The following is a 24,310-nucleotide window of genomic DNA, read 5'->3' on the forward strand; positions in this document are numbered from 1 at the left end:
CCTGCCCATGAAACACATTCACGTCATCGACTCGCATACCGGCGGCGAACCGACCCGCCTGGTGATGAAAGGCTTCCCACCGCTCAATGGCCGCACCATGGCCGAACAGCGCGACGAACTGCGCGAACTGCACGACCCCTGGCGCCGCGCCTGCCTGCTGGAGCCTCGCGGCAACGATGTGCTGGTCGGTGCGCTGTATTGCCCACCGGTCTCGGAAGACGCCACGTGTGGGGTGATCTTCTTCAACAACGCCGGCTACCTGAACATGTGCGGCCACGGCACCATCGGCCTGATCGCCTCGCTGCAGCACCTGGGGCTGATCGCGCCAGGCGTGCACAAGGTCGACACGCCGGTCGGCCAGGTGAGCGCCACCTTGCATGAAGACGGCGCGGTCACCGTAGGCAACGTGCCTGCCTACCGCTATCGCCAACAGGTGACGGTCGAGGTACCGGGCCATGGCGTGGTGCACGGCGATATCGCCTGGGGCGGCAACTGGTTCTTCCTGGTGTCCGAGCATGGCCAGCGCATCGAGCTGGACAACGTCGAAGCGCTCACCGACTACACCTGGGCGATGCTCAAGGCCCTGGAGGCCCAGGGCATCACCGGCGAAAACGGCGAGCCGATCGACCATGTCGAGTTGTTTGCCGACGACCCCGACGCCGACAGCCGCAACTTCGTCATGTGCCCCGGCAAGGCCTACGACCGCTCCCCTTGCGGCACGGGCACCAGCGCCAAGCTGGCCTGCCTGGCCGCCGACGGCAAGCTCGATGAAGGCCAGACCTGGGTCCAGGCGAGCATCACCGGCAGCCAGTTCCAGGGCCGCTACCAGCGCGAGGGCGAGCGCATTCGCCCGTTCATCACCGGCCGCGCCTACATGACTGCCGACAGCACCCTGCTGATCGACGAACAGGATCCTTTCGCCTGGGGCATCTGACCTGCCTAGGCCTTTTTATTCGCAACCCAGACTGAATACTGCAAGGAGTGACACCCATGAGCGACAACATCTTCACCGGCTGCATGCCTGCCCTGATGACCCCCTGCACCGCCGCGCGCAAACCGGACTTCGATGCCCTGGTACGCAAAGGCCGCGAGCTGATCGAAGCCGGCATGAGCGCCGTGGTGTACTGCGGCTCGATGGGCGACTGGCCGCTGTTGACCGAGGCCGAGCGCCAGGAAGGCGTGGCGCGCCTGGTGGCTGCCGGCATCCCGACCATCGTCGGTACCGGCGCGGTGAATACCCGTGAAGCGGTTTCCCACGCGGCCCATGCCGCCGAAGTTGGTGCGGCCGGCCTGATGGTGATCCCGCGTGTACTGTCCCGCGGCGCTTCGTTGATCGCCCAGAAGCACCACTTCTCGGCCATCCTGGCCGCCGCGCCGAAACTGCCGGCAGTCATCTACAACAGCCCCTACTACGGCTTTGCCACCCGCGCCGACCTGTTCTTCGAACTGCGCCGCGAATACCCGAACCTGATCGGCTTCAAGGAATTTGGCGGTGGCGCCGACCTGCGCTACGCCGCCGAGCACATCACCTCCAAGGACGATGACGTGACCCTGATGGTCGGCGTCGACACCCAAGTGGTGCATGGCTTCGTCAACTGCAATGCCACCGGTGCCATCACCGGCATCGGCAACGCACTGCCCCGTGAAGTGCTGCAACTGGTGAGCCTGAGCAAGCAGGCTGCCAAAGGTGATGCCAAGGCCCGGCGCCTGGCCCGCGAACTGGAAGCGGCGCTGGCGGTGTTGTCGTCGTTCGATGAAGGCTGCGACCTGGTGCTGTATTACAAGCACCTGATGGTGCTCAACGGCGACCGCGAGTACAGCCTGCACTTCAACGAGACCGACGCCCTGACCGATGCCCAGCGCAACTACGCCGAACAGCAATACGCGCTGTTCCGCCAGTGGTACGCCAACTGGTCGGCCGAGCAAAACGTCGCCTGATCACTGTGGGCGTAACCGTGGGAGCGGGCTTGCCCCGCGAACACCGGCAAAGCTGGTGCCATGCACCGCGGCCCCTTCGCGGGACAAGCCCGCTCCCACAATGCCGCTGGGGGATCTCCCACAGGGTATGCGCTACACCCTTGCACCTGAATCCGACTCCAAAGGAGGCTCTATGCCCCTGACAGGCAACCTGCTGATTGGCCAAACGCCGGTAACCGGCAGCCGCGACGCCATCCGCGCCATCGACCCGGCCACCGGCCAAGCGCTCGAACCCGCCTACCTCGGCGGCACCGGCGAACACGTGGCCCAGGCCTGCGCACTGGCCTGGGCGGCGTTCGATGAATACCGCGAGACCTCGCTCGAACAACGGGCACACTTTCTTGAAACCATCGCCGAACAGATCGAGGCCCTGGGCGATGCACTGATCGACCGCGCCGTCGCCGAGACGGGCCTGCCCAAGGCACGCATCCAAGGCGAACGCGGCCGCACCTGCACGCAACTGCGCACGTTCGCCCGCGTGGTACGTGCCGGCGAATGGCTGGACGTGCGGGTCGACAATGCCCTGCCCGAGCGCCAGCCCCTGCCGCGCCCCGACCTGCGCCAGCGCCAGGTGGCCCTGGGGCCGGTAGCGGTGTTTGGCGCCAGCAACTTCCCCCTGGCCTTCTCGGTGGCCGGCGGCGACACGGCTTCGGCACTGGCCGCGGGTTGCCCGGTGGTGGTCAAGGCCCACGGCGCCCACCCTGGCACCAGCGAGCTGGTGGGCCAGGCAGTGGCGCACGCCGTGAAGCACTGTGGCCTGCCTGAAGGCGTGTTCTCGCTGTTGTACGGCGCGGGCCGTGAAGTGGGCATCGCCCTGGTCAGCGACCCGCGCATCAAGGCCGTCGGTTTTACCGGCTCGCGCAGCGGGGGCATCGCCCTGTGCCACGCCGCGCAGGCCCGCCCAGAGCCTATCCCGGTGTACGCCGAGATGAGTTCGATCAACCCGGTGTTCCTGTTTGACGCCGCCCTGCAGCGTCGCGGCGAAGCACTGGCGCAAGGGTTCGTCGCTTCGCTGACCCAAGGCGCCGGGCAGTTCTGCACCAACCCTGGCCTGGTGATCGCCCGCCAAGGGCCGGCGCTGCAACGCTTCGTCGACGCCGCCAGCGAGCAGGTGCAACGTGCAGCCGCACAAACCATGCTCACCCCCGGTATTTTCAGCGCTTATGAAACGGGCGTTGGCGCATTGGCCGAGAACAGCAACGCCCACGTGGCCGCCAGCGGTCAACCGGCGCAAGGCCCTAACCAGTGCCAAGCCCAGTTGTTCGTGACCCAGGCCAGCGCGTTTCTGACCGACCCGGCGCTGCAAGCCGAGGTCTTCGGCGCTGCCTCACTGGTGGTGGCGTGCGACAGCGACGCGCAGGTGCGCCAGGTGGCCGAGCACCTGGAAGGCCAACTGACCGCGACGCTACAACTGGATGAGGCCGACATCGACAGTGCCCGCGCGCTGTTGCCGACCTTGGAACGCAAGGCCGGGCGCATCCTGGTCAACGGGTGGCCGACCGGGGTCGAGGTGTGCGATGCGATGGTCCATGGCGGGCCATTCCCGGCTACCTCCGATGCCCGCACCACGTCGGTGGGCACGGCGGCGATCCTGCGCTTCCTGCGCCCGGTGTGCTACCAGGACTTCCCAGACGGGCTGCTGCCAGAGGCCTTGCGCCACGGCAACCCGCTGCAACTGCGCCGGTTGCTCGACGGCAAGCGGGAAGGCTGAACCATGGTCGAGCCGCTCAACGCTGCTGAAACTGATATCGCCGTGGTCGGCGCCGGCATCGTCGGCGTCGCCTGTGCCCTGCAGCTGGCAAGGCAAGGCCGTCGGGTGCTGCTGATCGACCGCCAGCCACCTGGCCACGGCGCCTCATTCGGCAACGCCGGGCACCTGGCCACCGAGCAGGTGTTCCCGATTGCCGACTTGTCGATTCTCAAGCGCCTGCCCAGCATGCTGATGGACCCGATGGGCCCGCTGCGCCTGGACTGGAAGTACCTGCCCAAGGCCATGCCCTGGTTCACCCGCTTGCTGCTCAACCTGCGGCCCGCGCCGTTTCAGCGCAGCGTGGCTGGCATCCGTGCGCTGAACGAAGGCAGCCTGGCGGCCTGGCAGCGGTTGCTCGGCTCGATTGGGCGCAGCGACCTGTTCAAGGAAGAGGGGTCGTTGCTGGTGTTCGAACGCAACGAGTCGCGCCAGGCACTGGCGGCCTTGCAGGCGCGCATGCAGCAGCAGGCGGTGCCGGCAGAGTACTGGTCGGCCGACAGCGTGCGGGCAACGGCGCCTCAGCTGAGCCGCTCGATCCTGGGCGGGCTGTTTTTCCCCCGTACCGGGCATTTCATCGACCCATACCGCGTGGTCTGTGAGCTGTTCGAAGCGGCCAAGGCCAGTGGGGTTCGCTTCGTCCGGGCGCACGTCGACGGTGGGCACCTGCACGGCAGCGGCGTCAGCCTGGCCAGCGACCAAGGCACGTTCACTGCACGTCAGGTGCTGATCAGTTGCGGCGCGCAATCGGCCAAACTCACTGCTGCCCTGACCGGCAAGCGGGTGCCGCTGGACACAGAGCGTGGCTACCACCTGATGTTGCCGGGTGAACATCAACGGCTGCCCTTTGCCGTCACCTCGCTGGAGCGCAAGTTCATCATGACGCCGATGGCCGACGGGTTGCGGCTGGCCGGCACGGTGGAATTCGCCGGGCTCGATGCGCCGCCAAGCATGCAGCGGGCATGGCAGTTGCATCGGCTGAGCAAGGGCTTGTTCCAGCAAGATCTCGATGCCGAAGGGGCGACGCCGTGGATGGGCTTCAGGCCGTCATTGCCGGATTCATTGCCGGTGATCGACCAGGTGTGCGAGGGACGGGTGATGCTTGCGTTCGGGCATCAGCACCTGGGGTTGACCCAGGCGGCGGTGACGGCCGAATGGGTGGGGCGGCTGGCCGAACAGGAAAGAGGGCCGCAGATGGAGGCCTATCGGTTGGATCGGTTTTGATCAGGGGCGGCCTCTTCGCGGGGCAAGCCCGCTCCCACAGGTACTCCGCTGGCCTTGAGGTTGGCGGTTACCTGTGGGAGCGGGCTTGCCCCGCGAAGAGGCCGGCCCAGGCTACTGAATAATCAGCAACTCAGCGATAACGCTCAAGCCAGTGCGCATAAGGCGCCGGCAAGGTCCACGACGCTTTATCCACCCCCAACTCCTTGGCCGCGAAGTACGCCCAGTGCGGGTCCGCCAGGTGCGCACGCCCTACCGACACCAGGTCGAGCTGATTGGCTTTCAGCGCGCCTTCAGCCAGCTGCGGCGTACCAAAGCCCCACGCCGACGTCACCGGCAGGCCGGCCTCGCGGCGTACGCGCTCGGCAATCGGCCCCATGAATGCCGGGCCCCACGGGATGTTCGTCTCAGGGATGGTGAAGCCGACGCTGACACTCAGCAGGTCCAGGCCACCGGCTTTGAACATGCGGGCCAACTCGATGGACTCGTCCAAGGTCTGCTCATCGCGACCGTCATATTCCAGCACACCAAAGCGGGCGGTCAGCGGCAGGTTCTCCGGCCACACCTCACGTACGGCTGCCAGGGTTTCCAGCAAGAAGCGGCTCCGGTTCTCGAAGCTGCCACCGTAGGCGTCGGTACGCTGGTTGGAATGCTCGGAGAAGAAGCTTTGGCCCAGGTAACCGTGGGCAAAGTGCAGCTCGATCCACTCAAAGCCCGCCTCGCGCGCACGGCGCGCGGCATCGACGAAGTCCTGCTTGACCCGGGCAATGTCGTCCAAGGTCATTTCGCGCGGTACTTTCGGCAAGTGAGCGCCGAAGGCAATGGCCGACGGGGCGATGGTTTGCCAGCCGCGGGCGTCGTCGGCGGCGATGTGGTCGTCACCTTCCCACGGGCGGTTGGCGCTGGCCTTGCGCCCGGCATGGGCAATCTGGATGCCCGGCACTGAGCCTGCTGCTTTGATCGCCTGCACCATCGGCACGAACGCCTGGGCATGGGCGTCGCTCCAAATGCCGGCGCAGCCGGGGGTAATGCGCCCTTCCGGCGCGACTGCAGTGGCTTCGACCACCACCAGGCCGGCACCACCCCGGGCCAAGCCGGCCAGGTGGACGTGGTGCCAATCATTGACCATGCCGTCCTCGGCCATGTACTGGCACATGGGCGGAATGGCGATGCGGTTGCGCAGGGTGACGTCTTTGAGGGTATAGGGTTCGAACAATGCGGACATGAGGGACTCCGGGTTCATCTGAATACGATAGTTCGATCATAATCGAACTATGGCAATAATTGAAAGGCCCGTTATCATGTCGACCATGCGAGCCTACAAACATCCCAACCCTGAAGACCTGATCCTCGAGCGCCTGCTTTACGCCTTGAGCGACCCCGTGCGCATGGAGATCGTGCGCCACTTGGCGGGCGTGGCGGAGGCCAGCTGCGGCGAGCTGGACGGCGGCCGGCCGAAGTCGAGCATGTCGCACCATTTTCGCGTGTTGCGCGATGCGGGGTTGGTGCATACGCGTAATGTCGGCACGACCCACATGAACTCGTTGCGCAGCGAAATGCTCGACGAACGGTTCCCTGGGTTACTGGCGTGCATTCTGCGGCAGCAGTGATTCCTGCGCGGGCCTCTTCGCGGGCAAGCCCGCTCCCACACGGCCCTCACTGACCTCAAAGGCAGTGCTGTACCTGTAGCAGCGGGCTTGCCCGCGAAGAGGCCGGTACAGGCAATAAAAAAGCCACGAGGTCACCCCCGTGGCTTTCGTTCACAACAGTGTCGCTTACAGCGCCATGTCGTTCTCAGGCTTGCTTTCAACCGCTTTGCCTGGCGCAGCACCGAAATCGACGCTGGCATCGATCACTGGCGGCTTCTCCAACTGCAGCACTTCAGCGGTGTAGTTCCACTCTTTCTGCGTGGCGGCTGCCGAATCATTCAGCTTGGTACCGTAGCTCGGCACGATCTCTTTGATCTTGGCTTGCCACTCAGGCGTCGCCACCTTCTCTTTGAACACGGTTTCGAGCACGTTCAGCATGATCGGCGCAGCAGTGGAAGCACCTGGCGAGGCACCCAGCAGGCCAGCAATGGTGCGGTCCTCGGAGGCCACGACTTCGGTGCCCAGCTTCAGCACGCCGCCTTTCTCGGCATCACGTTTGATGATCTGCACGCGTTGGCCGGCCTGCCACAGGCGCCAGTCTTCTTTCTTGGCGTTCGGGAAGTAGGTGCGCAGGGCTTCGAAGCGGTCGTCGTCAGACAGCATCAGCTGGCCCGCGAGGTACTCCACCAGCGGGTACTGTTCGATACCGACCTTGGTCATCGGCCACACGTTGTGCAGCGTGGTGCTGCCCAGCAGGTCGAGGTACGAGCCGTTCTTCAGGAACTTGGTCGAGAAGGTCGCGAATGGCCCGAACAGGATCACGCGCTTGCCGTCCAGCACGCGGGTGTCCAGGTGCGGTACCGACATGGGTGGCGCGCCGGTCGAGGCGATGCCGTAGGCCTTGGCCATGTGCTGCATGGCAACGGTTGGGTTCTCGGTCACCAGGAACGAGCCGCCCACCGGGAAGCCGGCGTATTCCTTGGCCTCAGGGATGCCCGACTTCTGCAGCAGCTTCAGCGCGCCGCCGCCGGCACCGATGAACAGGAACTTGGCGTCGGTGGCCGATTCGGTACCGTCCTTCAGGTTCTTGTACTCGACGTGCCAGGAGCCGTCCTTGTTGCGGGTGATGTCCTGCACTTCGCTGGACAGCTTCAGGTCAAACTTGTCCTGGGTCTTCAGGTGGCCAACGAACTGGCGGGTGATCTCGCCGAAGTTGACGTCGGTGCCAATCGGCGTCCAGGTCACGGCCAGCTTCTGGTTAGGGTCGCGGCCTTCCATCATCAGCGGGACCCACTTGGCGATCTGCGCGTGGTCCTCGGAATACTGCATCGGGCGGAACAGCGGGCTGGCCTGCAGCGCGTCATAACGCTTCTTGAGGAACTTGATGTTGTCATCGCCCCAGACGAAGCTCATGTGCGGGGTGCTGTTGATGAACGAATGCGGGTTCTTCAGCACGCCCTGACGCACCTGCCACGACCAGAACTGGCGGGAGATCTGGAAGGCTTCGTTGATTTCGATGGCCTTGGTGATGTTGACGTTGCCGTCTTTGTCTTCCGGGGTGTAGTTCAGCTCGGCCAGCGCGGAGTGGCCGGTACCGGCGTTGTTCCAGCCGTTGGAGCTTTCTTCGGCGACGCCGTCCAGGCGTTCGACCATTTCCATCGACCAGCTCGGCTCCAGCTCGTGCAGCCAGACCGCCAGGGTGGAACTCATGATGCCGCCGCCGACCAGCAGCACGTCGACTTTCTTGGTTTCTACCGCGTGCGCTTGCATGACGCTCGCCGCGACAGCCAGACCCAGCAAGGTCTTGCCAGCTTTCTTGAACATTGATCAATCCCAATGGTTAGCACGTAAGGGAGGCCTAGGCGGGGCCTCGTGTCGTTCTGTCCTTCAGCGCGCGCTTGTTATTGATCATTGGAGTCAGCAGCCAAGAGAAACAGTGAACGCCCAGCCAATGGTCGAATTGACCCGCCATCGCTGAAACGTTTTTCCGATTGTATCTGAATTGCCAGCACAAACAAATTGAGGGGCTGCGCGTCAAGGCGACAGGTTGTCCCAGCCACGCGGGAATATTCGACAGCGATTGCAGTATTCTTCCGCCACCCCTACTATTGCGACCATTTCTCATTCGCACCAGTACGCGCTCGCGCCGGATGCCGCCGTGGTTTCGATACCTGAGTTGAACACCTCGATCCATACCCTGTACCACAGCCATTCGCGCTGGTTGCTTGGCTTTTTGTACCGGCGCCTGGGCAGCCGTTGCGATGCTGCCGACCTGGTTCAGGACACGTTCCTGCGCATCCTCAACCGCCCGCGCCAATTCGATGGGGAGCGCGCTGAACGCTCCTACCTGGCCACCATCGCCCGTGGCCTGTGCGTGGACCACTGGCGGCGCCAGCGGCTGGAGCATGCCTGGCTGCAACAGCTGGCGTTGCAGCCCGAAGCCGTGCAGCCCTCCCCCGAGCAGCGAGCGATCATCGTCGAAACCCTGCACGAGGTGGACGCGATGCTGTTGCGCTTGCCCGGCAAGGTGCGCCAGGCGTTTCTGCTGGCACAAATCGATGGCTTGGCCTACCGGGATATCGCCGCGCACATTGGCGTCAGCGAACGCATGATCAAGAAGTACCTGGCGCAGGCATTCTTGCATTGCGCCATCCTTGAAGCCGAACTCGACGGCGTGCTGGTGGAATGACGCCATGAGCACACCCACACAGAAACTCAGCCACGCCAGTTTGCAGGAAGCCGCGCATTGGTACGTGCAATTGCAGGACGAGGACGCCGGCCCGCAGGTGCACCACCAGTGGCAACATTGGCTCGACCAGCACGGCGACCACCGCGCAGCCTGGCACTACGTGCAACGTGTCGGCCAGCGCTTCGCGCCTTTGCAGGCCGAAGGCGCTACCGCGGGCCGGGCCCTGCGCGAGCACGAGCCGCGCCGCTTCAGCCGGCGCACCGGGCTCAAGACGTTGCTGGTGCTCGGCGCCAGCTCGCTGCTCGGCTGGCAGGCCTGGCGGGGTGCGCCACTGCCGGGCTGGGGTGCCGACCTTGCCACCGGCATTGGTGAAACCCGCCAAACCCGCTTGGCCGACGGCAGCCAGCTGTGGCTGGGCGCCCAGAGTGCAGTGGACCTGGAGTTCTCGGCGCTGAGCCGCGTGCTCACGTTGCGTTTTGGCGAAATCCTGGTGGAAACCGCCGCCGACTCGCGCCGGCCATTTTTTGTCGACACCGCGCAAGGGCGCATGCAAGCCCTGGGTACCCGTTTTGCGGTGTGCCAGCAGGGCGAGACCACGCGGCTGGACGTGTACGCCGGTGCGGTCGAAGTGTGCACTGCGCAGCGGGCCGAGCGCCTTATCGTCCAGGCCGGGCAGCAGGTGGTCTTCACCGCCCAGGGCATCAGCGCGCCGCGCCCGGCGCAAAGCGCGGGTGAGTCATGGATTCATCAACGCCTGAATGCCGAGGACATGCCCCTGGCGCAGCTGTTGCAGACGCTGGGCCGCTATCGCCATGGCCACCTGGGCTGGCACCCGTCGGTGGCACAGCTGTCGGTGATGGGGGCTTTTCCGCTCAACGATACCGACCGCGCACTCGACCTGCTGCAGGCGGCGCTGCCGGTTCGTGTGCAAAGGCTGACGCCCTGGTGGGTGAGCGTCGAGCCGGCGTGAGGAGTGGGGGCTGATGGGTGGTTGCCGATAGGTTTGTAGCGCCTGTGAAATCGAGCGCCGCGCGGGCGGCGCTCGATTTCACAGGCGCTATAAAAACAACGCCATACCCCCCACAATCCTCATGCAAAAAAACCGCACCAACCGGTTCCCTTTTCCCAATCTCGTTCGGTTAACCCCTCACAACCTCCCTCAACTGACCGTATCGACCTCAGGGACCAGCATGCCGACGCCCCTCCACCCCGCCTTTCGCCTGGCGCTTGCCGCCCCGCTTTCCCTTTGTGCCGCTGCACCGCTGATGCTGCCGGCGACCTTGGCGCACGCCGAACAAGCGATCAATGCCGAGGCTGCCTTCAACATCGCCCCCGGCTCGCTGACCAGCGCCCTCAACCAGTTCAGCAGCCAGGCCGGCATCTACCTGGCCGGCAGCAACGCATTGGCCGCCGGTAAAACCAGCCAGGGCCTGCAAGGCCGCTACAGCGTCACCCAAGGGCTGGCCCGTCTGCTGCAAGGCAGCGGCCTGCAGGCTGTACCGCAAGGCAGCAGCGGCTATGTGCTGCAACCGGTCGAAGACGGCAACGCTTTGCAACTGGACGCCACCGCCATCAACGCCGCCACCCTGGCCGTCAGCAATGGCCAGGGCGACACAGGCTACCGTGCGGTCTCCAGCGCCACGGCCAGCAAGACCAGCAGCGCCCTGGCCGACACCCCGCGCTCGGTTTCGGTGGTGACGCGCCAGCGCATGGACGACCAGCAATCGCAAACCCTCACCGAAGTGCTCGGCTATGTACCGGGCATTTTCTCGCCACCCTTTGCCGGCGGTGACGGCCAGGCGGGCGACCTGTTCTTCATCCGTGGTTTCAACGCCACCGACTATGGCTACGGCCTGCTGCGCGATGGCCTGCGGGTGCAAGGCAACCGTTACGACACCAGCAGCGAACCCTATGGCCTCGAGCGGGTGGAAGTGTTCCGCGGCCCGACCTCGATCCTGTACGGCGAGAACGCCCCAGGTGGCGTGGTCAACCTGGTCAGCAAACGACCGACCGCCGAGGCCCGCGGCGAAGTGCAACTGAGCTATGGCTCGCACAACCGCCGCCAACTGGGTGTCGACGTCTCCGGCCCGTTGAACGATGAAGGCAATGTGCTTGGCCGCCTGGTAATGATGGGCCGCAACGCCGATACCCAGGTCAATCACCAGCCTGATGACCGCCTCTACATCGCCCCGTCGCTGACCCTGAACTTCGACGAGTTCAACAGCCTGACCGTGCTGGCCACCTACCAGCGCGACCGTACCTTGATGGAGTTGGGCTACCCCGCGGCCGGCACCTTACTGCACAACCCCAACGGCAAGATCGACAAGGACCAGCTGTCCGGCAACCCGGACTGGGACAACTTCAAACGCGAAACCTGGAGCCTAGGCTATGAGTTCAGCCACCGCTTCAACGACACCTGGCAGTTCCGCCAGAATTCGCGCTATATGCAGTCGCGCATCGACCGCCAGGAGATGTGGCCAGGCAGCCTGAACAACGGCGGCTTCGGCACCACCTTGGGCAACACTGCCTACGACCGCTACAACAAGTCCATCGCCTACTCGCTGGACAACCAGTTCGAAGGCCACTTCGACAACGGTGAGTTCGAGCACACCCTGCTGCTGGGGGCGAGCCTTGACCGCACTTCGTTCAACCAGGACTGGGATGCCGGCAACGGCGGCACCCTCAACGTGTTCAACCCGGTCTGGAATGGCAAGCCAAGCACGCCTTTACACGTGCAGAACGCCTTGCTCGAACAGACCATGTACGGCCTCTACAGCCAGCTTCAAACCAAGGTCGACAACTGGGTGTTGCTGCTCGGCGGGCGCCTGGACCGGGTCAACAGCCAGTTCCGCAACAAAGCTGGCACCCTCAACGCACAAGCCGACATGGACAGCTGGGACAGCGATTTCACCTGGCAGACCGGCGTGATGTACCAGTTCGAAAACGGCCTGTCGCCGTACTTCAGCTATTCCACCGCCTTTGCCCCCACCCAGCAGACCGAGAGCAAGAGCGGCCCGCTGGACCCGACCACCAGCGAACAGTACGAAGTGGGTATCAAGTACGAGCCCAAGGGCTGGAACACCGCCTTTACCGCGTCGGTGTACGACCTGCGCAAGAAGGACGATGTGTTGTTCGACTCAAGCGTCGGCGACTACCGCCAGATCGGCGCCAGCCGCGCCAAGGGTGTGGAGCTGGAGCTCAACAGCGACCTGAGCGAAAACCTCAACATCACCGCGGCCTACACCTACACCGATTCGCGCATAACCAAGGACGTGGCGGGCTCGCTGTATGAAGACCACCAGATGACCGGCGTGCCGCGCAACCAGGCATCGGTGTGGAGCACCTACCATTTTCGTGACGGGCTGTTGAAGGGGCTGCAGATAGGCGGTGGCGTGCGTCACTTCGACAGCACCTTCGCTTATACCCCGGCGAGCCTGTACGGCAAGCTCGATACCGGTGATGTCACGCTGGTGGATGCCAAGGTGGGGTATACCCTCGACGAAAATTGGTCAGTCGAGCTCAATGCCCGCAACCTGTTCGACAAGGAGTATGTAGCAGGCTGCAACAACGCCGGGCGTTGCTACTGGGGTGAAGAGCGGACCTTGCTCGGTACCGTTTCGTTGCGCTGGTGATCCCTTAAACAAAAGACCCCGGGCATCTGCATGACCGGGGTCCTTGGATCACGCCGCAAGCGTCGCGATCAGGGTATCGCCAAGATTACTGCGGCTGAGGCAGTTTATCGATTGGGCCGCAGCCACCGATGACCTTGGAGATGGAAACCGAAGGGTGGAACAGGTAGTCGTACGAGCAGTTCTTCTGCTGGTTGTAGACTTGACCAGTGCAGCCGGACAGCAGGGCAACGCCCGAAACGACAGCAACAGCAACAGTGGCTTTCAACAGCTTTTTCATACTAAGTCCTTTAAATGAATCGTCGGCCATCGTACTGATGGCGCCCGGATCATACAGAACCAAAGCATTGGATCCAAGTCACAGAGGGCTCGATGTAACAATACGTCGCGTTATCGCAGCATTAACGGACAGTTGAAAAGTAAGCCGCCGGGGAAGATAGTCTGTAGTTCTGCCTTGCACCTGCACTATTACAGGAGTTCCCCCCATGCTCGGTGTTACCGACTACGGCGCCTTCGTCATCGCCTTTATCATCGTCCTGGCCATCCCTGGCCCGGGCAACTTTGCCTTGATCACGGCCACGGGCAAGGGTGGCATCAAGGCCGGTTTGGCGGCGACCTTCGGGGTAATCCTGGGTGACCAGGTACTGCTGTGGCTGGCCGTGGCCGGCGTTGCCACCTTACTTGCCACCTACCCTGCCGCCTTCCACGTGGTGCAATGGGCGGGTGCTGCGTACCTGGCCTACCTGGGCCTGCGCATGGTGCTGAGCAAACCCGGCGGCGCCCCGCGTGCAAGCCGCATGGACAACGGCCACTACTTGCGCCAAACGATGATGATCACCTTGCTCAACCCGAAGGCGATCATGTTCTACATGGCGTTTTTCCCGTTGTTCGTCGACCCGGTGAAGCACCAGGGGTTGCTGACCTTTGGCTTTCTGGCGGCGACCGTGGCGGTGGTGACGTTCCTGTATGGGCTGATTGCGGTGGTGTTGACCCACAAGCTGGCCGAACGCATGCGCGCGAACCCACGGATTGCCAACCTGTTCGAGCGGTTGGCGGGGGTTTGCCTGGTTGGGTTCGGGATCAAGCTGGCGGCGATGCGCTGATTCGAGATTTCCGGGGCTGCTGCGCAGCCCATCGCAGGCAAGCCAGCTCCTACAGGTACTGCACTGCCTTCAAGGCTTGCGCTGTACCTGTAGGAGCTGGCTTGCCTGCGATGGGCCGCAAAGCGGCCCCAGGTTTACCCAAAACGCATAAACAACAGAAGAGCGCAGTTGTCATTTCTTGAACTGTAAAGGACGGCAAATCAGCCTTCCGCCCTACAGCTAACCTTCAGTTTTTTCCCCTATCTTGTAGTCCATTTCCCAAACATACTCACGATCCGCTCAAACTGTTGCTAGTGCTTGGGTACCGGTCTGTCAACCTGTGTATAACTGCCTCCATTCGTTTGACAGCGTTGCCAGGCAGCTCCACTTACCCAAGGAGCTTTCATGCGCAAGATAGTCCCCGATCCGCCCTACTCCCTCGATTCCTCGCAGATATTGCAGGACACCCTGATCCAATCCACAGAGTACGTCCTCTGTGCCCTGTCTGTAGCCCGCTAATCAGTGCAACTCAAGCCCACCTCCCCCAACTCGATCGTGATGCAGGCAGTCATCCACGAGATGGAGGCAGTACAAAGCCTGGTTGAGTCCGCATTGATGCAATTGCAGATGCAGCCGCACATCCCCGCAGCGCCGGGCACGGTGCATTGAACGTTCGAGTAGCTGCGTACCCCTCCCACAGGGCTCTTCTTTATACCTGTGGGAGCGGGTTCACCCGCGAAGAGGCCAGGCCCGGCACTAAAGATTCCAGGGAGTTAAATGACGACTACAGCCCCCCCAAAGCCGCCCACCACGGTCGGCCTGACAACGTTCTACTAAGGCGAAAACCAAACCCACCCACTCTTTCGCATCGAGCCAGGCATCTGCTGCCAAAGCGCCCGCGAACAGGCATCCGAGCTGATGGGCTATGTACGCGACATGACCCTGACAGGGTTGAAGGAGGGCGATCAGAAGTTGATCTGGGCTTCGCATTACCTGAGCGCGATGGCCAAAGCGCTGCTTGATGATGCGGGGCTGGGGATGATGAAGCATTAAGGCCAAACAACGAAAAAGCCCCTGAAAACTCATCGTTTTCAGGGGCTTCATCTACCACATGTATGGCGGAGAGATAGGGATTTGAACCCTAGGTACTGTTGCCAGTACAACGGATTTCGAATCCGTCCCGTTCGACCACTCCGGCATCTCTCCAATGGCGCGCATCATACCAGCGAATTTCTGAAACGCAAACCTTTATTTCAAAAAAATTCGCGTGGTATCAGGCGCTTGCGTGAACAGGCCGCTTACAGCGGCACGCCCAGGCGCTTGGCAACTTCTTCGTAGGCTTCGATCACGTCGCCCAGGCCCTGACGGAAGCGGTCCTTGTCCATCTTCTTGCGGGTTTCTTTGTCCCACAGGCGGCAGCCGTCTGGGCTGAATTCGTCGCCCAGGACGATCTGGCCGTGGAATACGCCAAACTCCAGCTTGAAGTCGACCAGCAGCAGGCCGGCGTCATCGAACAGCTTGTTCAGCACTTCGTTGACTTTCAGCGACAGCTTTTTCATTTCGGCCAGCTGTTCGGCGGTGCCCCAGCCGAACGCGACAACGTGGGATTCGTTGATGAAGGGGTCGCCCTTCTCGTCGTTCTTCAGGAACAGTTCGAAGGTGGACGGCTCCAGCTTGATGCCCTCCTCCACGCCCAGGCGCTTGACCAGGCTGCCCGCGGCGTAGTTACGCACGACGCACTCGACTGGGATCATGTCGAGCTTCTTCACCAGGCACTCGTTGTCGCCCAGCAGCTTGTCGAACTGAGTCGGCACGCCGGCTTCTTCGAGCTTTTGCATGATGAAGGCGTTGAACTTGTTGTTCACCATGCCTTTGCGGTCGAGCTGTTCGATGCGCTTGCCGTCGAACGCCGAGGTGTCGTTGCGGAACAACAGGATCAAGCGGTCGGCGTCGTCGGTCTTGTAAACCGATTTGGCCTTGCCGCGGTAAAGTTCTTCGCGTTTTTCCATGATGGGCTCCGCTTGCTTGAGTAGTTGGGCTAGGCGATTTCGCGCCAGTCGAGCCCGTGTTCCTGATTCGCCACCTGAAGCCAGTCCGGGTCGCACCCAAGGGTGTCGACGAAGCACTGGCGGGCCAGTTGTGGCAGGTTGTTCTTGCTGCTGAGGTGGGCCAGCACCAGGTGTTGCAGGTTGCTCCAGCCCAACTCGTCCACCAGGCGCGCAGCCTGGTGATTGTTCAAATGCCCTTGCGCGCCACCCACCCGCAGCTTCAAGAAGGCCGGGTAGTGCCCGCGCGCCAGCAGGTCACGGCAGTGGTTAGCCTCGATCAACAAGGCATCCAGGCCTTGGTAGCGCTCCAGCAACAAGGCATCGTACGAGCCCAGGTCGGTGAGCATGCCGAAACGCCGTCGGCCGTCGCTGAACACGTACTGCAACGGCTCGTAGGCGTCATGTTCGACGCGCGCCGCCGTCACCTCCAGGCCACCGATGCGCAGGCTGTCGCCACACGCGAGAAAACCGGCCACCTCCACCGGCTTGCGCAGGCCGCGCAAGGTCCCTTGGCTGAGGTAGACCGGTACATTGTAGCGCCGCGACAGCAACCCCACCCCATGCACGTGGTCGGCATGTTCGTGGGTGACCAGCACGGCGCTCAGCTGTGCTGCGCTAACCCCGAGCAGCGCCAGGCGCCGCTCGGTTTCACGCAGGGAAAACCCGCAATCGACCAAGATGAGCGTGTCACCACTGGCGATCAGCGTGCCGTTTCCCTGGCTGCCGCTTCCGAGTACCGCGAAGCGCACTTAACCCAGGTGGTCCTGAATGGCGCTCAGCACGCGGCGGGCGACATCGGCCGGAGCCACGGTGTTGATGTTTTTCTCGACCGTTACCTGGACGCTTTCACCGACCTTGCTCAGGCGCACCTGGTAGCGTTCGGCACGGGCTTCACGCTCTTCCTTGGACGGCGCACTGCCGAACAGGCGGCTGAAGAAGCCCGGCTCGTTCTGCTTGTCCTCAGGCTTTTCGGACAGGTTGATGTAGTACAGGCCCAAGCTGCGGTTGATGTCTTCGACACGCCACTCGCCACCTTGCTCCAAGGCGCGGCCTACGCTGGACCAGGCGCGATCCAGGTCGGCGCCCAGGTACAGCACCGGGTTGCCGCTGCCGTCTTCGCTCAGGCTGACGCGGCTCGGGGCATCGAAATCGCGTGCGGCCAACAGCGAGACCGACCCGCCCTTCTCGGCGCTGCGGTTCATGCTGGCAAGCATTTCGTCGACCAGCAGGGCATCAGCGCCGGTGTTGCTGGACGAGGACGGGAAACCAGGTTCGGCGGTGCTGCCGGCCGGGCGCTCGACGCTGACGATGTACACCTCGGAGGTGTTGCGTTGCACGCCGGGCTCCATGCGTACACGCACGCGCACTTCGCTGTCTGCGCTGCTGGCGGTGCTCGCCAGGCGCTGACCGAGTGACGCGGAGAGTTCGTCGAAACGCTGCCAGGTGGTGTTGAATTCGCCAGTCTGTGGGCGCTCTTCAGCAATGCGGAAGCCATTGTCTTCAAAGAACTGACGGGCTGCCGGCCAGACTTCGGCGGGCGAGCGCTGGGCCAGGACCCAACGGCTGTTGCCGCTGCGCTGCAGGCTGAAATCGCTGACTTCGGCACCCGCAGTCAGGGGCTGCGGGCGCGGTACTTCGAACTCGCCGGTGGCACGGTCATCAGCAACGTTACGCGGAATAGGCAACAGCGGGTCGAGGCGCTTGACGTTGCTGGCGTCCGGCGGCAGCTGCATCGGCGCAGTCGGATGCGCCTGCAGGTAATCGCTGCCGCGGTCGCGGAAATAACCCTCGTCGCCCCACAGCCAGCCGCAACCGCTGGTGCTGGAAATGATCAGGGCAAGGGCGGAAAGACCAGCCAGTCGCTTCATGCGGTGTACTTCCTCGATTAAACCAGTACGCCGGACTGGCGCAAGGCAGTACGGACTTTTTCGTGACAGCCTTCGCTCAGCCAGGTCAGCGGCAGGCGAATGCCCTTGTGCATCAGGCCCATTTCAACGAGCGCCCACTTCACCGGAATCGGGTTGGCTTCGCAGAACAGGTCTTTGTGCAGCGGCATGAGTTTTTCGTTGATCGCGCGGGCCTTCTCGGCATTGCCCTCAAGGGCGGCCTCGCACAGATCGGCCATTTCGCGCGGGGCGACGTTGGCGGTCACGGAGATGTTGCCCTTGCCGCCCAGCAGGATCAGCTCGACAGCGGTCGGGTCGTCGCCGGACATGACGATGAAGTCCTTGCTGACGCCATCGAGGATGGCTTTGGCGCGGGCCAGGTCGCCGGTGGCTTCTTTGATGCCGATGATGTTCGGCACGGTCGACAGGCGGATCACGGTCTCGGCCTGCATGTCGCACGAAGTGCGGCCGGGCACGTTGTAGAGGATCTGCGGGATGTCGACGGCTTCAGCGATGTGCTTGAAGTGCTGGTACAAGCCTTCCTGGGTCGGCTTGTTGTAGTACGGCACGACCAGCAGGCAGGCATCGGCGCCAGCGTTTTTAGCGTTCTGGGTCAGGTGCACGGCTTCCGACGTGGAGTTGGCGCCGGTGCCCGCGATGACCGGGATGCGGCCATTGACACGTTTGACAACAAATTCGATGACCTCGATGTGTTCTTCAACAGTCAGGGTGGCCGACTCGCCGGTGGTGCCGACGGCGACGATCGCATGAGTGCCGTTTTCCAGGTGGAAGTCTACAAGTTTGCCGAGGCTGTCCCAGTCAAGACGCCCTTGTGCATCCATGGGAGTGACCAATGCCACCATACTGCCCGCAATCATGTAACTGCTCCTGCCGGAAAAAGAGAGCGGTAATGGTACTGGGGGCATCGGCCTTGCACAAGCGAAGCAGGCGGGCGGAGCATTCCCCTCGGCGGCTTATTTCGCTACCCTTGGCCCTTTGATCGGTGCAGCGCGGCCCGCCGGGCCGTCGACCTTGCTCCCCGCCGGCGTCCACGACCTCGCATGCGAGCCCCGGGCCCTGCCGACTGGAGGCTTTTGCCTGTCCTGCACCGACCGCTCATCGCTTTAGGAATGCTGCATGTCCACCCCCACCGTCCGCGAACAATTCCTTGTCATCAGTGCCCTGGGCCCAAACCCCATGGAACTGGCCAACGTCCTCAGCCGCGCTGCCTTCGAAAACCGCTGCGCGGTCGTCACTTCGCGCTTGAGCCGCCATGGCGAGACCAGCGCCCTGGTGCTGCAGGTCGGTGGCAGCTGGGACGCCCTGGCGCGTCTTGAAGCTTCCCTGCCGGGCCTGGGCAAAAAGCACGGCCTGACCCTCGATGTGGTGCGCAGCGCCGACCAGGAGGTGCGCCCGCAGGCGCTGCCTTACGTGGCCTATGTCAGTGCGGCCTACCGCCCGGACATCATCAATGAGCTGTGCCAGTTCTTCCTCGACCACCGCGTCGAGCTCGAAGCCATGACCTGCGACACCTACCTGGCGCCACAAACCGGCAGCAGCATGCTCAACGCCCAGTTCACCGTGATCCTGCCCGCCGGCACCCAGATCAGCTGGCTGCGTGACCAGTTCCTGGACTTTGCCGATGCCTTGAACCTGGATGCGCTGATCGAGCCTTGGCGCCCACAGAACCCCGTGTAAGGAAGCCCCTATGGCCGTAGCACTCGACCAACCCGTTGCCGATTTCCAGGCCCAGGCCACCAGCGGCCAGACGGTCAGCCTCGCCGAGCTCAAGGGCCGCCAGGTGGTGGTGTACTTCTACCCGAAGGACAGCACCCCGGGCTGCACCACCGAAGGCCAGGGTTTCCGCGACCAGCATGACGCCTTCGCCGCAGCCAACACCGTGGTGTTCGGCGTGTCGCGCGATGGCATCAAGTCGCATGAGAACTTCAAGGCCAAGCAAGGCTTCCCGTTCGAGCTGATCAGCGACAAGGACGAGGCCCTGTGCCAGCTGTTCGACGTGATCAAGCTGAAGAAGCTGTATGGCAAGGAATACATGGGTGTGGACCGCAGCACCTTCCTGATCGACAAGGACGGTGTGCTGCGCCAGGAATGGCGTGGGGTGAAGGTACCCGGGCATGTGGATGCCGTTTTGGCGGCGGCCCAGGCTTTGAACAAGGCTTGAGATTGGTTGGGGCCGCTTCGCGCCCCATTCGCAGCACAAGGCTGCTCCTACAACAGCAGCGTTAACCCTTGTAGGAGCAGCCTTGTGCTGCGAATGGGCCGCAAAGCGGCCCCCATGTCATTCAGAGCAGTGGCGAAACACTCGGCTCCTGCCGCGGCCAGGCATCCAGCACGGCCTTGAACAGCGTCGCCAGCGGGATCGCGAAGAAGATCCCCCAAAAGCCCCAGAGCCCACCAAACAACAACACCGCGCAGATGATCGCCACCGGGTGCAGGCTGACCGCCTCGGAAAACAGCAGCGGCACCAGCACGTTGCCATCCAGTGCCTGAATGATCGCGTACACCGTCATCAGGTAGATGAACTGGTCCCCCCAGCCCCATTGGAACAAGGCAATCAGCGTCACGGGCACGGTGACCACCACCGCGCCCACATAAGGCACCACCACCGACAAGCCCACCAGCAGCGCCAGCAGCGCGGCATAGTTGAGCCCCAGGCTGATGAAGGCGATGTAGGTGGCAATCCCGCAGATCAGGATCTCGATACCCTTGCCACGGATGTAGTTGGCAATCTGCCGGTTCATCTCGCTGCCCACCCGGTTCAACAGGGTGCGCTGGCGTGGCAGATAACCACTGACCCAGCGGGCGATCATTTCCCGGTCCTTGAGGAAGAAGAACACCAGGATCGGCACCAGCACCAGGTAGATCATGGCGTTGACCAGCAGCGGCAGGCTCGACAGCGAGAAGGTCAGCGCCCATTGGCCGAACTTGCCGATTTCACCGCGCACCGACTCGATAGCTCGCAACACCTGCTCATCCGACACCAGGTGTGGGTAGCGCTCAGGCAGCAGCAACAACAGCGACTGCCACTTGCCGAGCATGCCGGGCAACTCGTTGAACAGGGTGATCAGCTGATGCCAGAGCAACGGCACCAGCACCAGCAGGATGACCGCCAACGCCCCCATGAACAGCGCGAACACCACCGCCACCGCCAGCCGAGTAGGCACGCGCAGACGCTCCAAGGCGTTGACCAGGCCTTGCATCAGGAACGCCAGGACCATCCCCGCCAACACCGGCGCGAGCATGCCGCCCAGGGTCAGTACTGCGGTAAACGCCAGAAAAAGCAGGACCGCCAGCACCACCGCTTCTTCATCGGAGAAGTAGCGCTGCATCCAGTCGCGAAGCACTTTGAACATTGACGATCCTTGGTTAAGACTCAGGCCTTGCGCAGCCAGTAGGTGTAGGTACCGGCCTCGGCCGTTTCGTGCAGCAGCGTATGACCGGCCAGCTTGGCAAAAGTGCGGAAGTCACGTTGCGAGCCGGCATCGGTGGCAATCACCTTGAGCACCCCGCCACTGGCCAGGCGGTTGAGTTCCATCTTCGCCTTCAGCAGTGGCAGGGGGCAGTTCAGCCCGCTGGCGTCGAGTTCGGCGTCGCAGGTCAGGGTGTCACTCATCAGGGGTTCTCCACACGCGGGTAGACGTCTTTGGTAACAGACCCGCTAGGATACCGCCACTGGTCGCCAACGTGTGAGCGGGCTACAGTAGAGGCCTTTGACCCGACGCGAGCTTCGTGCATGAATCTACTGCGCCCTACCCTGTTGACGCTGGCCTGCCTGATGGCCCTTCCCGGCCATGCTGACGACCTGCCATCACTGGGTGATGCCAGCTCTGCGATCGTCTCGCCGCAGCAGGAACACCAGCTCGGCCGCGCCTGGCTCAGCCTGTTGCGTGGCCAGGTCAACCAGCTGAACGACCCGCAGCTCAAAGACTACGTCGAAACCAGCGTGTACCGCCTGGCAGAAACCAGCCAGTTGCAGGACCGACGCCTGGAATTCATCCTGATCGACAGCCGCGAGCTCAACGCATTCGCCGCCCCTGGGGGCATCGTCGGGGTCAACGGCGGCCTGTTCCTCAATGCCCAGACCGAGGGCGAATACGCCTCGGTACTGGCGCACGAACTGGCGCACTTGTCGCAGCGCCACTTTGCCCGTGGCGTCGAAGCCCAGCAACGCATGCAACTGCCCATGATGGCAGCGCTGCTGGCTGGCATCGTGCTGGCGGCCGGGGGCGCTGGCGACGCTGGCATCGGCATGATTGCCGGCACCCAGGCGGCGGCGATCCAAGAGCAGCGGCGCTTTTCGCGGCAGAACGAGCAGGAAGCCGACCGCGTCGGTATCCAGAACCTGGAAAAGGCCGGCTACGACCCGCGCAACATGCCGAGCATGTTCGAGCGCCTGGCGCGTCAGTACCGCTACGATGCCAAGCCGCCAGAATTCCTGCTGACTCACCCGGTTACCGAGTCGCGTGTTGCCGACACCCGCAACCGCGCCGAACAGGCGCCCAAGGGCGGCATCGAAGACACCCAGCGCTACCAGTTGATCCGCGCCCGCGTGGCCCTCACCTACGAAGGCACCCCAGGCCTTGCCGCCAAGCGCTTCCGCGCCCAGCTGGATGAAGACCCCAAGCTGGACGCCGCACGCTATGGCCTGGCCCTGGCGCAGATCAAGGGCGGCCAGCTCAACGAAGCCCGCGAACTGCTCAAGCCGTTGCTGGCCAAAGCGCCCAACGACATTACCTATAACCTCGCGCAGATCGACCTGGACATCACCAACAACCGCCTCGCTGACGCCCAGCAGCGTGCCGAGCGCATGCAGGGGCTGTACCCGGGCAACTACCCGCTGAAACAGGTGCGGGCCGACCTGCTGGTGAAGCAGAACAAGCCAGCTGAAGCGGAAAAAGTACTGAACGACCTGCTCAAGAGCCGGCCGGACGATCCGGATGTGTGGTACGACGTTGCCGAAGTGCGGGGGTTGTCGGGTAATACCATCGGCTTGCACCGGGCGCGTGCCGAGTACTTCACCTTGGTCGGTGACTTCGACCAGGCTATCCAGCAGCTGGATTACGCCAAGCGTCGTGCGGGGAGCAACTTCCCGCTGGCGTCACAGATTGATCAGCGCCAGCGCGAGGTCATGGAGCAGCAGCGGATGGTCAGGGAGATGATGGGGCGCTGAGTTTTTCGGGAGCGCTTTGCGCTCCATTCGCAGCACAAGGCTGCTCCTACAGGAGATCGCATTCCCCTGTAGGGGCAGTGTTGTGCTGCGAATGGGCCGCAGAGCGGCCCCAGCATTTTCAGGCGTTACCCGAAAGCTTCAAGCGCGCCGCCTGGGTGAAATCCAGCATGCGGTTAAGCGGTTTGATCGCCTTGGGCACCAACGCCGGGTCAACAAAAATCTCGTTGCTGCCCGTGCGCAAGCATTCCAACACCCGCTCCAGCGTGTTCATCGCCATCCACGGGCAGTGCGCGCAGCTGCGGCACGCAGCACCGTTACCGGCAGTCGGGGCCTCGACGAATTCCTTGTCCGGGCACAGCTGCTGCATCTTGTAGAAGATGCCGCGGTCGGTCGCGACGATGAAGGTCTTGTTCGGCAGGGTCTGCGCGGCTTTGATCAACTGGCTGGTGGAGCCAACCGCGTCAGCCAGGTCGATCACCGATTCTGGCGATTCGGGGTGGACCAGAATTGCGGCATCCGGGTAAAGCGCCTTCATGTCGGCCAACTGACGCGACTTGAACTCTTCGTGGACGATGCACGCACCGTCCCACAGCAGCATGTCGGCACCGGTCTGCTTCTGGATGTAACGGCCCAGGTGCTGGTCCGGGCCCCAGATGATGGTCTCGCCGTTGTCCATCAGGCTTTCGACGATCTCCAGTGCGCAGCTCGAGGTCACCACCCAATCGGCACGGGCCTTCACGGCCGCCGAGGTATTGGCATACACCACCACGGTGCGTTCCGGGTGCTGGTCGCAGAAGGCCGAAAACGCTTCGACCGGGCAACCCAGGTCGAGGGAGCAGGTGGCTTCAAGGGTGGGCATCAGCACGCGTTTTTCGGGGGTGAGAATTTTTGCCGTCTCACCCATGAAGCGCACGCCGGCGACGACCACGGTTTCGGCGGGGTGGTTCTTGCCGAAGCGGGCCATTTCCAGCGAGTCGGATACGCAGCCGCCGGTTTCTTCGGCCAGCGCCTGGATCACCGGGTCGCAGTAGTAATGGGCGACCAGCACGGCGTTCTGGGCCTTGAGCTCGGCAGCGATGGCCGCACGGTATTCGGCCTCCTGCTCGGCTGTCAGCGGGTTGAGCTGTTTGGCGTCGAGGTGGGCCTGAACCAACAGGCGTTCGGAAATCTGGGTCATGATCGCTGGACCTGCAAGCGCGTGCGCGCATCAAATCGAGTGTATCACCCGGCCCTGGCAGATCGGCTAAGGGC

Annotated in this window: 22 protein-coding genes, 1 tRNA gene and 2 pseudogenes; 14 read left to right on the forward strand and 11 right to left on the reverse strand. The window is 63.2% G+C overall.

Annotated features, from left to right (window positions below):
* The first annotated feature begins 7 nt into the window (after positions 1 to 7).
* The 4 genes from HU750_RS15245 to HU750_RS15260 all read left to right on the forward strand — a co-directional run bounded on the left by HU750_RS15245 (position 8) and on the right by HU750_RS15260 (position 4,948).
* The gene (locus HU750_RS15245; protein WP_186680958.1) at positions 8 to 934 is read left to right on the forward strand and encodes a 4-hydroxyproline epimerase; all 927 of its coding nucleotides are present in this window, start codon (positions 8 to 10) and stop codon (positions 932 to 934) included.
* Between the two features lie 56 nt (positions 935 to 990).
* Positions 991 to 1,938 carry a dihydrodipicolinate synthase family protein gene (locus HU750_RS15250; RefSeq protein ID WP_027594631.1) on the forward strand — a complete coding sequence of 316 codons (948 nt, stop codon included), beginning with the start codon at positions 991 to 993 and terminating at the stop codon, positions 1,936 to 1,938.
* A 172-nt stretch (positions 1,939 to 2,110) separates the two neighbouring features.
* Entirely contained in the window at positions 2,111 to 3,688 is a 1,578-nt protein-coding gene (locus HU750_RS15255; protein ID WP_186680961.1) for an aldehyde dehydrogenase (NADP(+)), read from the forward strand.
* Positions 3,689 to 3,691: 3 nt separating this feature from the next.
* Entirely contained in the window at positions 3,692 to 4,948 is a 1,257-nt protein-coding gene (locus HU750_RS15260; RefSeq protein WP_186680964.1) for an NAD(P)/FAD-dependent oxidoreductase, read from the forward strand.
* A gap of 130 nt (positions 4,949 to 5,078) precedes the next feature.
* Here the strand turns inward: HU750_RS15260 and xenA are convergent, their stop codons facing one another.
* The gene (xenA, locus tag HU750_RS15265; RefSeq protein WP_085272428.1) at positions 5,079 to 6,170 is read right to left on the reverse strand and encodes a xenobiotic reductase XenA; all 1,092 of its coding nucleotides are present in this window, start codon (positions 6,168 to 6,170) and stop codon (positions 5,079 to 5,081) included.
* Between the two features lie 49 nt (positions 6,171 to 6,219).
* Between xenA and HU750_RS15270 the strand changes: the two genes are divergently transcribed.
* Positions 6,220 to 6,555 carry an ArsR/SmtB family transcription factor gene (locus tag HU750_RS15270; protein ID WP_027594635.1) on the forward strand — a complete coding sequence of 112 codons (336 nt, stop codon included), beginning with the start codon at positions 6,220 to 6,222 and terminating at the stop codon, positions 6,553 to 6,555.
* Between the two features lie 165 nt (positions 6,556 to 6,720).
* On the opposite strand, the gene mqo is transcribed toward HU750_RS15270, so the two are convergent.
* Positions 6,721 to 8,358: a malate dehydrogenase (quinone) gene (mqo, locus tag HU750_RS15275; protein WP_027594638.1), complete on the reverse strand. Its 1,638-nt coding sequence runs from the start codon at positions 8,356 to 8,358 to the stop codon at positions 6,721 to 6,723.
* A gap of 334 nt (positions 8,359 to 8,692) precedes the next feature.
* Here mqo and HU750_RS15280 point away from each other — a divergent pair, with 334 nt between their 5' ends.
* The 3 genes from HU750_RS15280 to HU750_RS15290 all read left to right on the forward strand — a co-directional run bounded on the left by HU750_RS15280 (position 8,693) and on the right by HU750_RS15290 (position 12,855).
* Positions 8,693 to 9,223, forward strand: coding sequence for a sigma-70 family RNA polymerase sigma factor (locus HU750_RS15280; protein WP_186680966.1), 531 nt, complete (start codon positions 8,693 to 8,695; stop codon positions 9,221 to 9,223).
* 4 nt (positions 9,224 to 9,227) lie between these two features.
* Positions 9,228 to 10,193, forward strand: a complete 966-nt coding sequence (locus tag HU750_RS15285) for a FecR domain-containing protein (RefSeq protein WP_186680968.1) — start codon at positions 9,228 to 9,230, stop codon at positions 10,191 to 10,193.
* Positions 10,194 to 10,413: 220 nt separating this feature from the next.
* Positions 10,414 to 12,855, forward strand: a complete 2,442-nt coding sequence (locus HU750_RS15290; protein WP_186680970.1) for a TonB-dependent siderophore receptor — start codon at positions 10,414 to 10,416, stop codon at positions 12,853 to 12,855.
* 85 nt (positions 12,856 to 12,940) lie between these two features.
* On the opposite strand, the gene HU750_RS15295 is transcribed toward HU750_RS15290, so the two are convergent.
* A complete protein-coding gene (locus tag HU750_RS15295) occupies positions 12,941 to 13,132 on the reverse strand; it encodes a DUF4223 family protein (RefSeq protein WP_027594641.1) in 192 nt (63 codons plus the stop codon).
* A gap of 205 nt (positions 13,133 to 13,337) precedes the next feature.
* On the opposite strand from HU750_RS15295, the gene HU750_RS15300 reads away from it, so the two are divergent.
* The 3 genes and pseudogenes from HU750_RS15300 (at position 13,338) to HU750_RS15310 (ending at position 14,987) form a co-directional block, all read left to right on the forward strand.
* Positions 13,338 to 13,955, forward strand: a complete 618-nt coding sequence (locus tag HU750_RS15300) for a LysE family transporter (protein ID WP_186680972.1) — start codon at positions 13,338 to 13,340, stop codon at positions 13,953 to 13,955.
* A gap of 384 nt (positions 13,956 to 14,339) precedes the next feature.
* Positions 14,340 to 14,603 (forward strand): annotated as a pseudogene (locus tag HU750_RS15305) (hypothetical protein).
* A 108-nt stretch (positions 14,604 to 14,711) separates the two neighbouring features.
* Positions 14,712 to 14,987 (forward strand): annotated as a pseudogene (locus HU750_RS15310) (DUF3077 domain-containing protein).
* A gap of 63 nt (positions 14,988 to 15,050) precedes the next feature.
* Here the strand turns inward: HU750_RS15310 and HU750_RS15315 are convergent.
* From HU750_RS15315 to dapA, 5 genes are all read right to left on the reverse strand, one after another.
* Positions 15,051 to 15,140, reverse strand: a tRNA-Ser gene (locus tag HU750_RS15315).
* Positions 15,141 to 15,232: 92 nt separating this feature from the next.
* The gene (gene purC / locus HU750_RS15320; protein ID WP_012315794.1) at positions 15,233 to 15,943 is read right to left on the reverse strand and encodes a phosphoribosylaminoimidazolesuccinocarboxamide synthase; all 711 of its coding nucleotides are present in this window, start codon (positions 15,941 to 15,943) and stop codon (positions 15,233 to 15,235) included.
* A 29-nt stretch (positions 15,944 to 15,972) separates the two neighbouring features.
* Positions 15,973 to 16,731 carry an MBL fold metallo-hydrolase gene (locus tag HU750_RS15325; RefSeq protein ID WP_027594646.1) on the reverse strand — a complete coding sequence of 253 codons (759 nt, stop codon included), beginning with the start codon at positions 16,729 to 16,731 and terminating at the stop codon, positions 15,973 to 15,975.
* Positions 16,732 to 17,850, reverse strand: coding sequence for an NlpB/DapX family lipoprotein (gene bamC / locus HU750_RS15330; protein WP_186680973.1), 1,119 nt, complete (start codon positions 17,848 to 17,850; stop codon positions 16,732 to 16,734).
* A gap of 17 nt (positions 17,851 to 17,867) precedes the next feature.
* Positions 17,868 to 18,746, reverse strand: a complete 879-nt coding sequence (gene dapA, locus HU750_RS15335; RefSeq protein ID WP_099430204.1) for a 4-hydroxy-tetrahydrodipicolinate synthase — start codon at positions 18,744 to 18,746, stop codon at positions 17,868 to 17,870.
* A gap of 259 nt (positions 18,747 to 19,005) precedes the next feature.
* On the opposite strand from dapA, the gene HU750_RS15340 reads away from it, so the two are divergent.
* Both HU750_RS15340 and HU750_RS15345 read left to right on the forward strand, forming a co-directional pair.
* Complete coding sequence (locus tag HU750_RS15340) at positions 19,006 to 19,566, forward strand: glycine cleavage system transcriptional repressor (RefSeq protein WP_027594649.1); 561 nt, start codon at positions 19,006 to 19,008, stop codon at positions 19,564 to 19,566.
* A gap of 10 nt (positions 19,567 to 19,576) precedes the next feature.
* Complete coding sequence (locus tag HU750_RS15345) at positions 19,577 to 20,050, forward strand: peroxiredoxin (RefSeq protein ID WP_013973794.1); 474 nt, start codon at positions 19,577 to 19,579, stop codon at positions 20,048 to 20,050.
* A 121-nt stretch (positions 20,051 to 20,171) separates the two neighbouring features.
* Here the strand turns inward: HU750_RS15345 and HU750_RS15350 are convergent, their stop codons facing one another.
* On the reverse strand, positions 20,172 to 21,242 hold the full coding sequence (locus HU750_RS15350) for an AI-2E family transporter (RefSeq protein ID WP_027594651.1): 1,071 nt from the start codon (positions 21,240 to 21,242) through the stop codon (positions 20,172 to 20,174).
* A 20-nt stretch (positions 21,243 to 21,262) separates the two neighbouring features.
* A complete protein-coding gene (locus HU750_RS15355) occupies positions 21,263 to 21,502 on the reverse strand; it encodes a sulfurtransferase TusA family protein (protein ID WP_186680975.1) in 240 nt (79 codons plus the stop codon).
* Positions 21,503 to 21,622: 120 nt separating this feature from the next.
* Between HU750_RS15355 and HU750_RS15360 the strand changes: the two genes are divergently transcribed.
* Positions 21,623 to 23,059: a M48 family metalloprotease gene (locus HU750_RS15360; protein WP_027594653.1), complete on the forward strand. Its 1,437-nt coding sequence runs from the start codon at positions 21,623 to 21,625 to the stop codon at positions 23,057 to 23,059.
* Between the two features lie 118 nt (positions 23,060 to 23,177).
* Here HU750_RS15360 and nadA read toward each other — a convergent pair whose 3' ends face one another.
* Entirely contained in the window at positions 23,178 to 24,236 is a 1,059-nt protein-coding gene (nadA, locus tag HU750_RS15365; protein WP_027594654.1) for a quinolinate synthase NadA, read from the reverse strand.
* Positions 24,237 to 24,310: the final 74 nt, after the last annotated feature.

This window comes from Pseudomonas sp. SWRI50, assembly GCF_014269095.1.
In the GTDB taxonomy this organism is placed as follows: domain Bacteria; phylum Pseudomonadota; class Gammaproteobacteria; order Pseudomonadales; family Pseudomonadaceae; genus Aquipseudomonas; species Aquipseudomonas kermanshahensis.

Bases quoted from the DNA above. Each gene is read 5' to 3' on its own strand.
- HU750_RS15245 (WP_186680958.1), top strand. From the start codon at position 8: ATGAAACACATTCACGTCATCGACTCGCATACCGGCGGCGAACCGACC.
- HU750_RS15250 (WP_027594631.1), top strand. From the start codon at position 991: ATGAGCGACAACATCTTCACCGGCTGCATGCCTGCCCTGATGACCCCC.
- HU750_RS15255 (WP_186680961.1), top strand. From the start codon at position 2,111: ATGCCCCTGACAGGCAACCTGCTGATTGGCCAAACGCCGGTAACCGGC.
- HU750_RS15260 (WP_186680964.1), top strand. From the start codon at position 3,692: ATGGTCGAGCCGCTCAACGCTGCTGAAACTGATATCGCCGTGGTCGGC.
- xenA (WP_085272428.1), bottom strand. From the start codon at position 6,170: ATGTCCGCATTGTTCGAACCCTATACCCTCAAAGACGTCACCCTGCGC.
- HU750_RS15270 (WP_027594635.1), top strand. From the start codon at position 6,220: ATGGCAATAATTGAAAGGCCCGTTATCATGTCGACCATGCGAGCCTAC.
- mqo (WP_027594638.1), bottom strand. From the start codon at position 8,358: ATGTTCAAGAAAGCTGGCAAGACCTTGCTGGGTCTGGCTGTCGCGGCG.
- HU750_RS15285 (WP_186680968.1), top strand. From the start codon at position 9,228: ATGAGCACACCCACACAGAAACTCAGCCACGCCAGTTTGCAGGAAGCC.
- HU750_RS15290 (WP_186680970.1), top strand. From the start codon at position 10,414: ATGCCGACGCCCCTCCACCCCGCCTTTCGCCTGGCGCTTGCCGCCCCG.
- HU750_RS15295 (WP_027594641.1), bottom strand. From the start codon at position 13,132: ATGAAAAAGCTGTTGAAAGCCACTGTTGCTGTTGCTGTCGTTTCGGGC.
- HU750_RS15300 (WP_186680972.1), top strand. From the start codon at position 13,338: ATGCTCGGTGTTACCGACTACGGCGCCTTCGTCATCGCCTTTATCATC.
- purC (WP_012315794.1), bottom strand. From the start codon at position 15,943: ATGGAAAAACGCGAAGAACTTTACCGCGGCAAGGCCAAATCGGTTTAC.
- bamC (WP_186680973.1), bottom strand. From the start codon at position 17,850: ATGAAGCGACTGGCTGGTCTTTCCGCCCTTGCCCTGATCATTTCCAGC.
- dapA (WP_099430204.1), bottom strand. From the start codon at position 18,746: ATGATTGCGGGCAGTATGGTGGCATTGGTCACTCCCATGGATGCACAA.
- HU750_RS15340 (WP_027594649.1), top strand. From the start codon at position 19,006: ATGTCCACCCCCACCGTCCGCGAACAATTCCTTGTCATCAGTGCCCTG.
- HU750_RS15345 (WP_013973794.1), top strand. From the start codon at position 19,577: ATGGCCGTAGCACTCGACCAACCCGTTGCCGATTTCCAGGCCCAGGCC.
- HU750_RS15350 (WP_027594651.1), bottom strand. From the start codon at position 21,242: ATGTTCAAAGTGCTTCGCGACTGGATGCAGCGCTACTTCTCCGATGAA.
- HU750_RS15355 (WP_186680975.1), bottom strand. From the start codon at position 21,502: ATGAGTGACACCCTGACCTGCGACGCCGAACTCGACGCCAGCGGGCTG.
- HU750_RS15360 (WP_027594653.1), top strand. From the start codon at position 21,623: ATGAATCTACTGCGCCCTACCCTGTTGACGCTGGCCTGCCTGATGGCC.
- nadA (WP_027594654.1), bottom strand. From the start codon at position 24,236: ATGACCCAGATTTCCGAACGCCTGTTGGTTCAGGCCCACCTCGACGCC.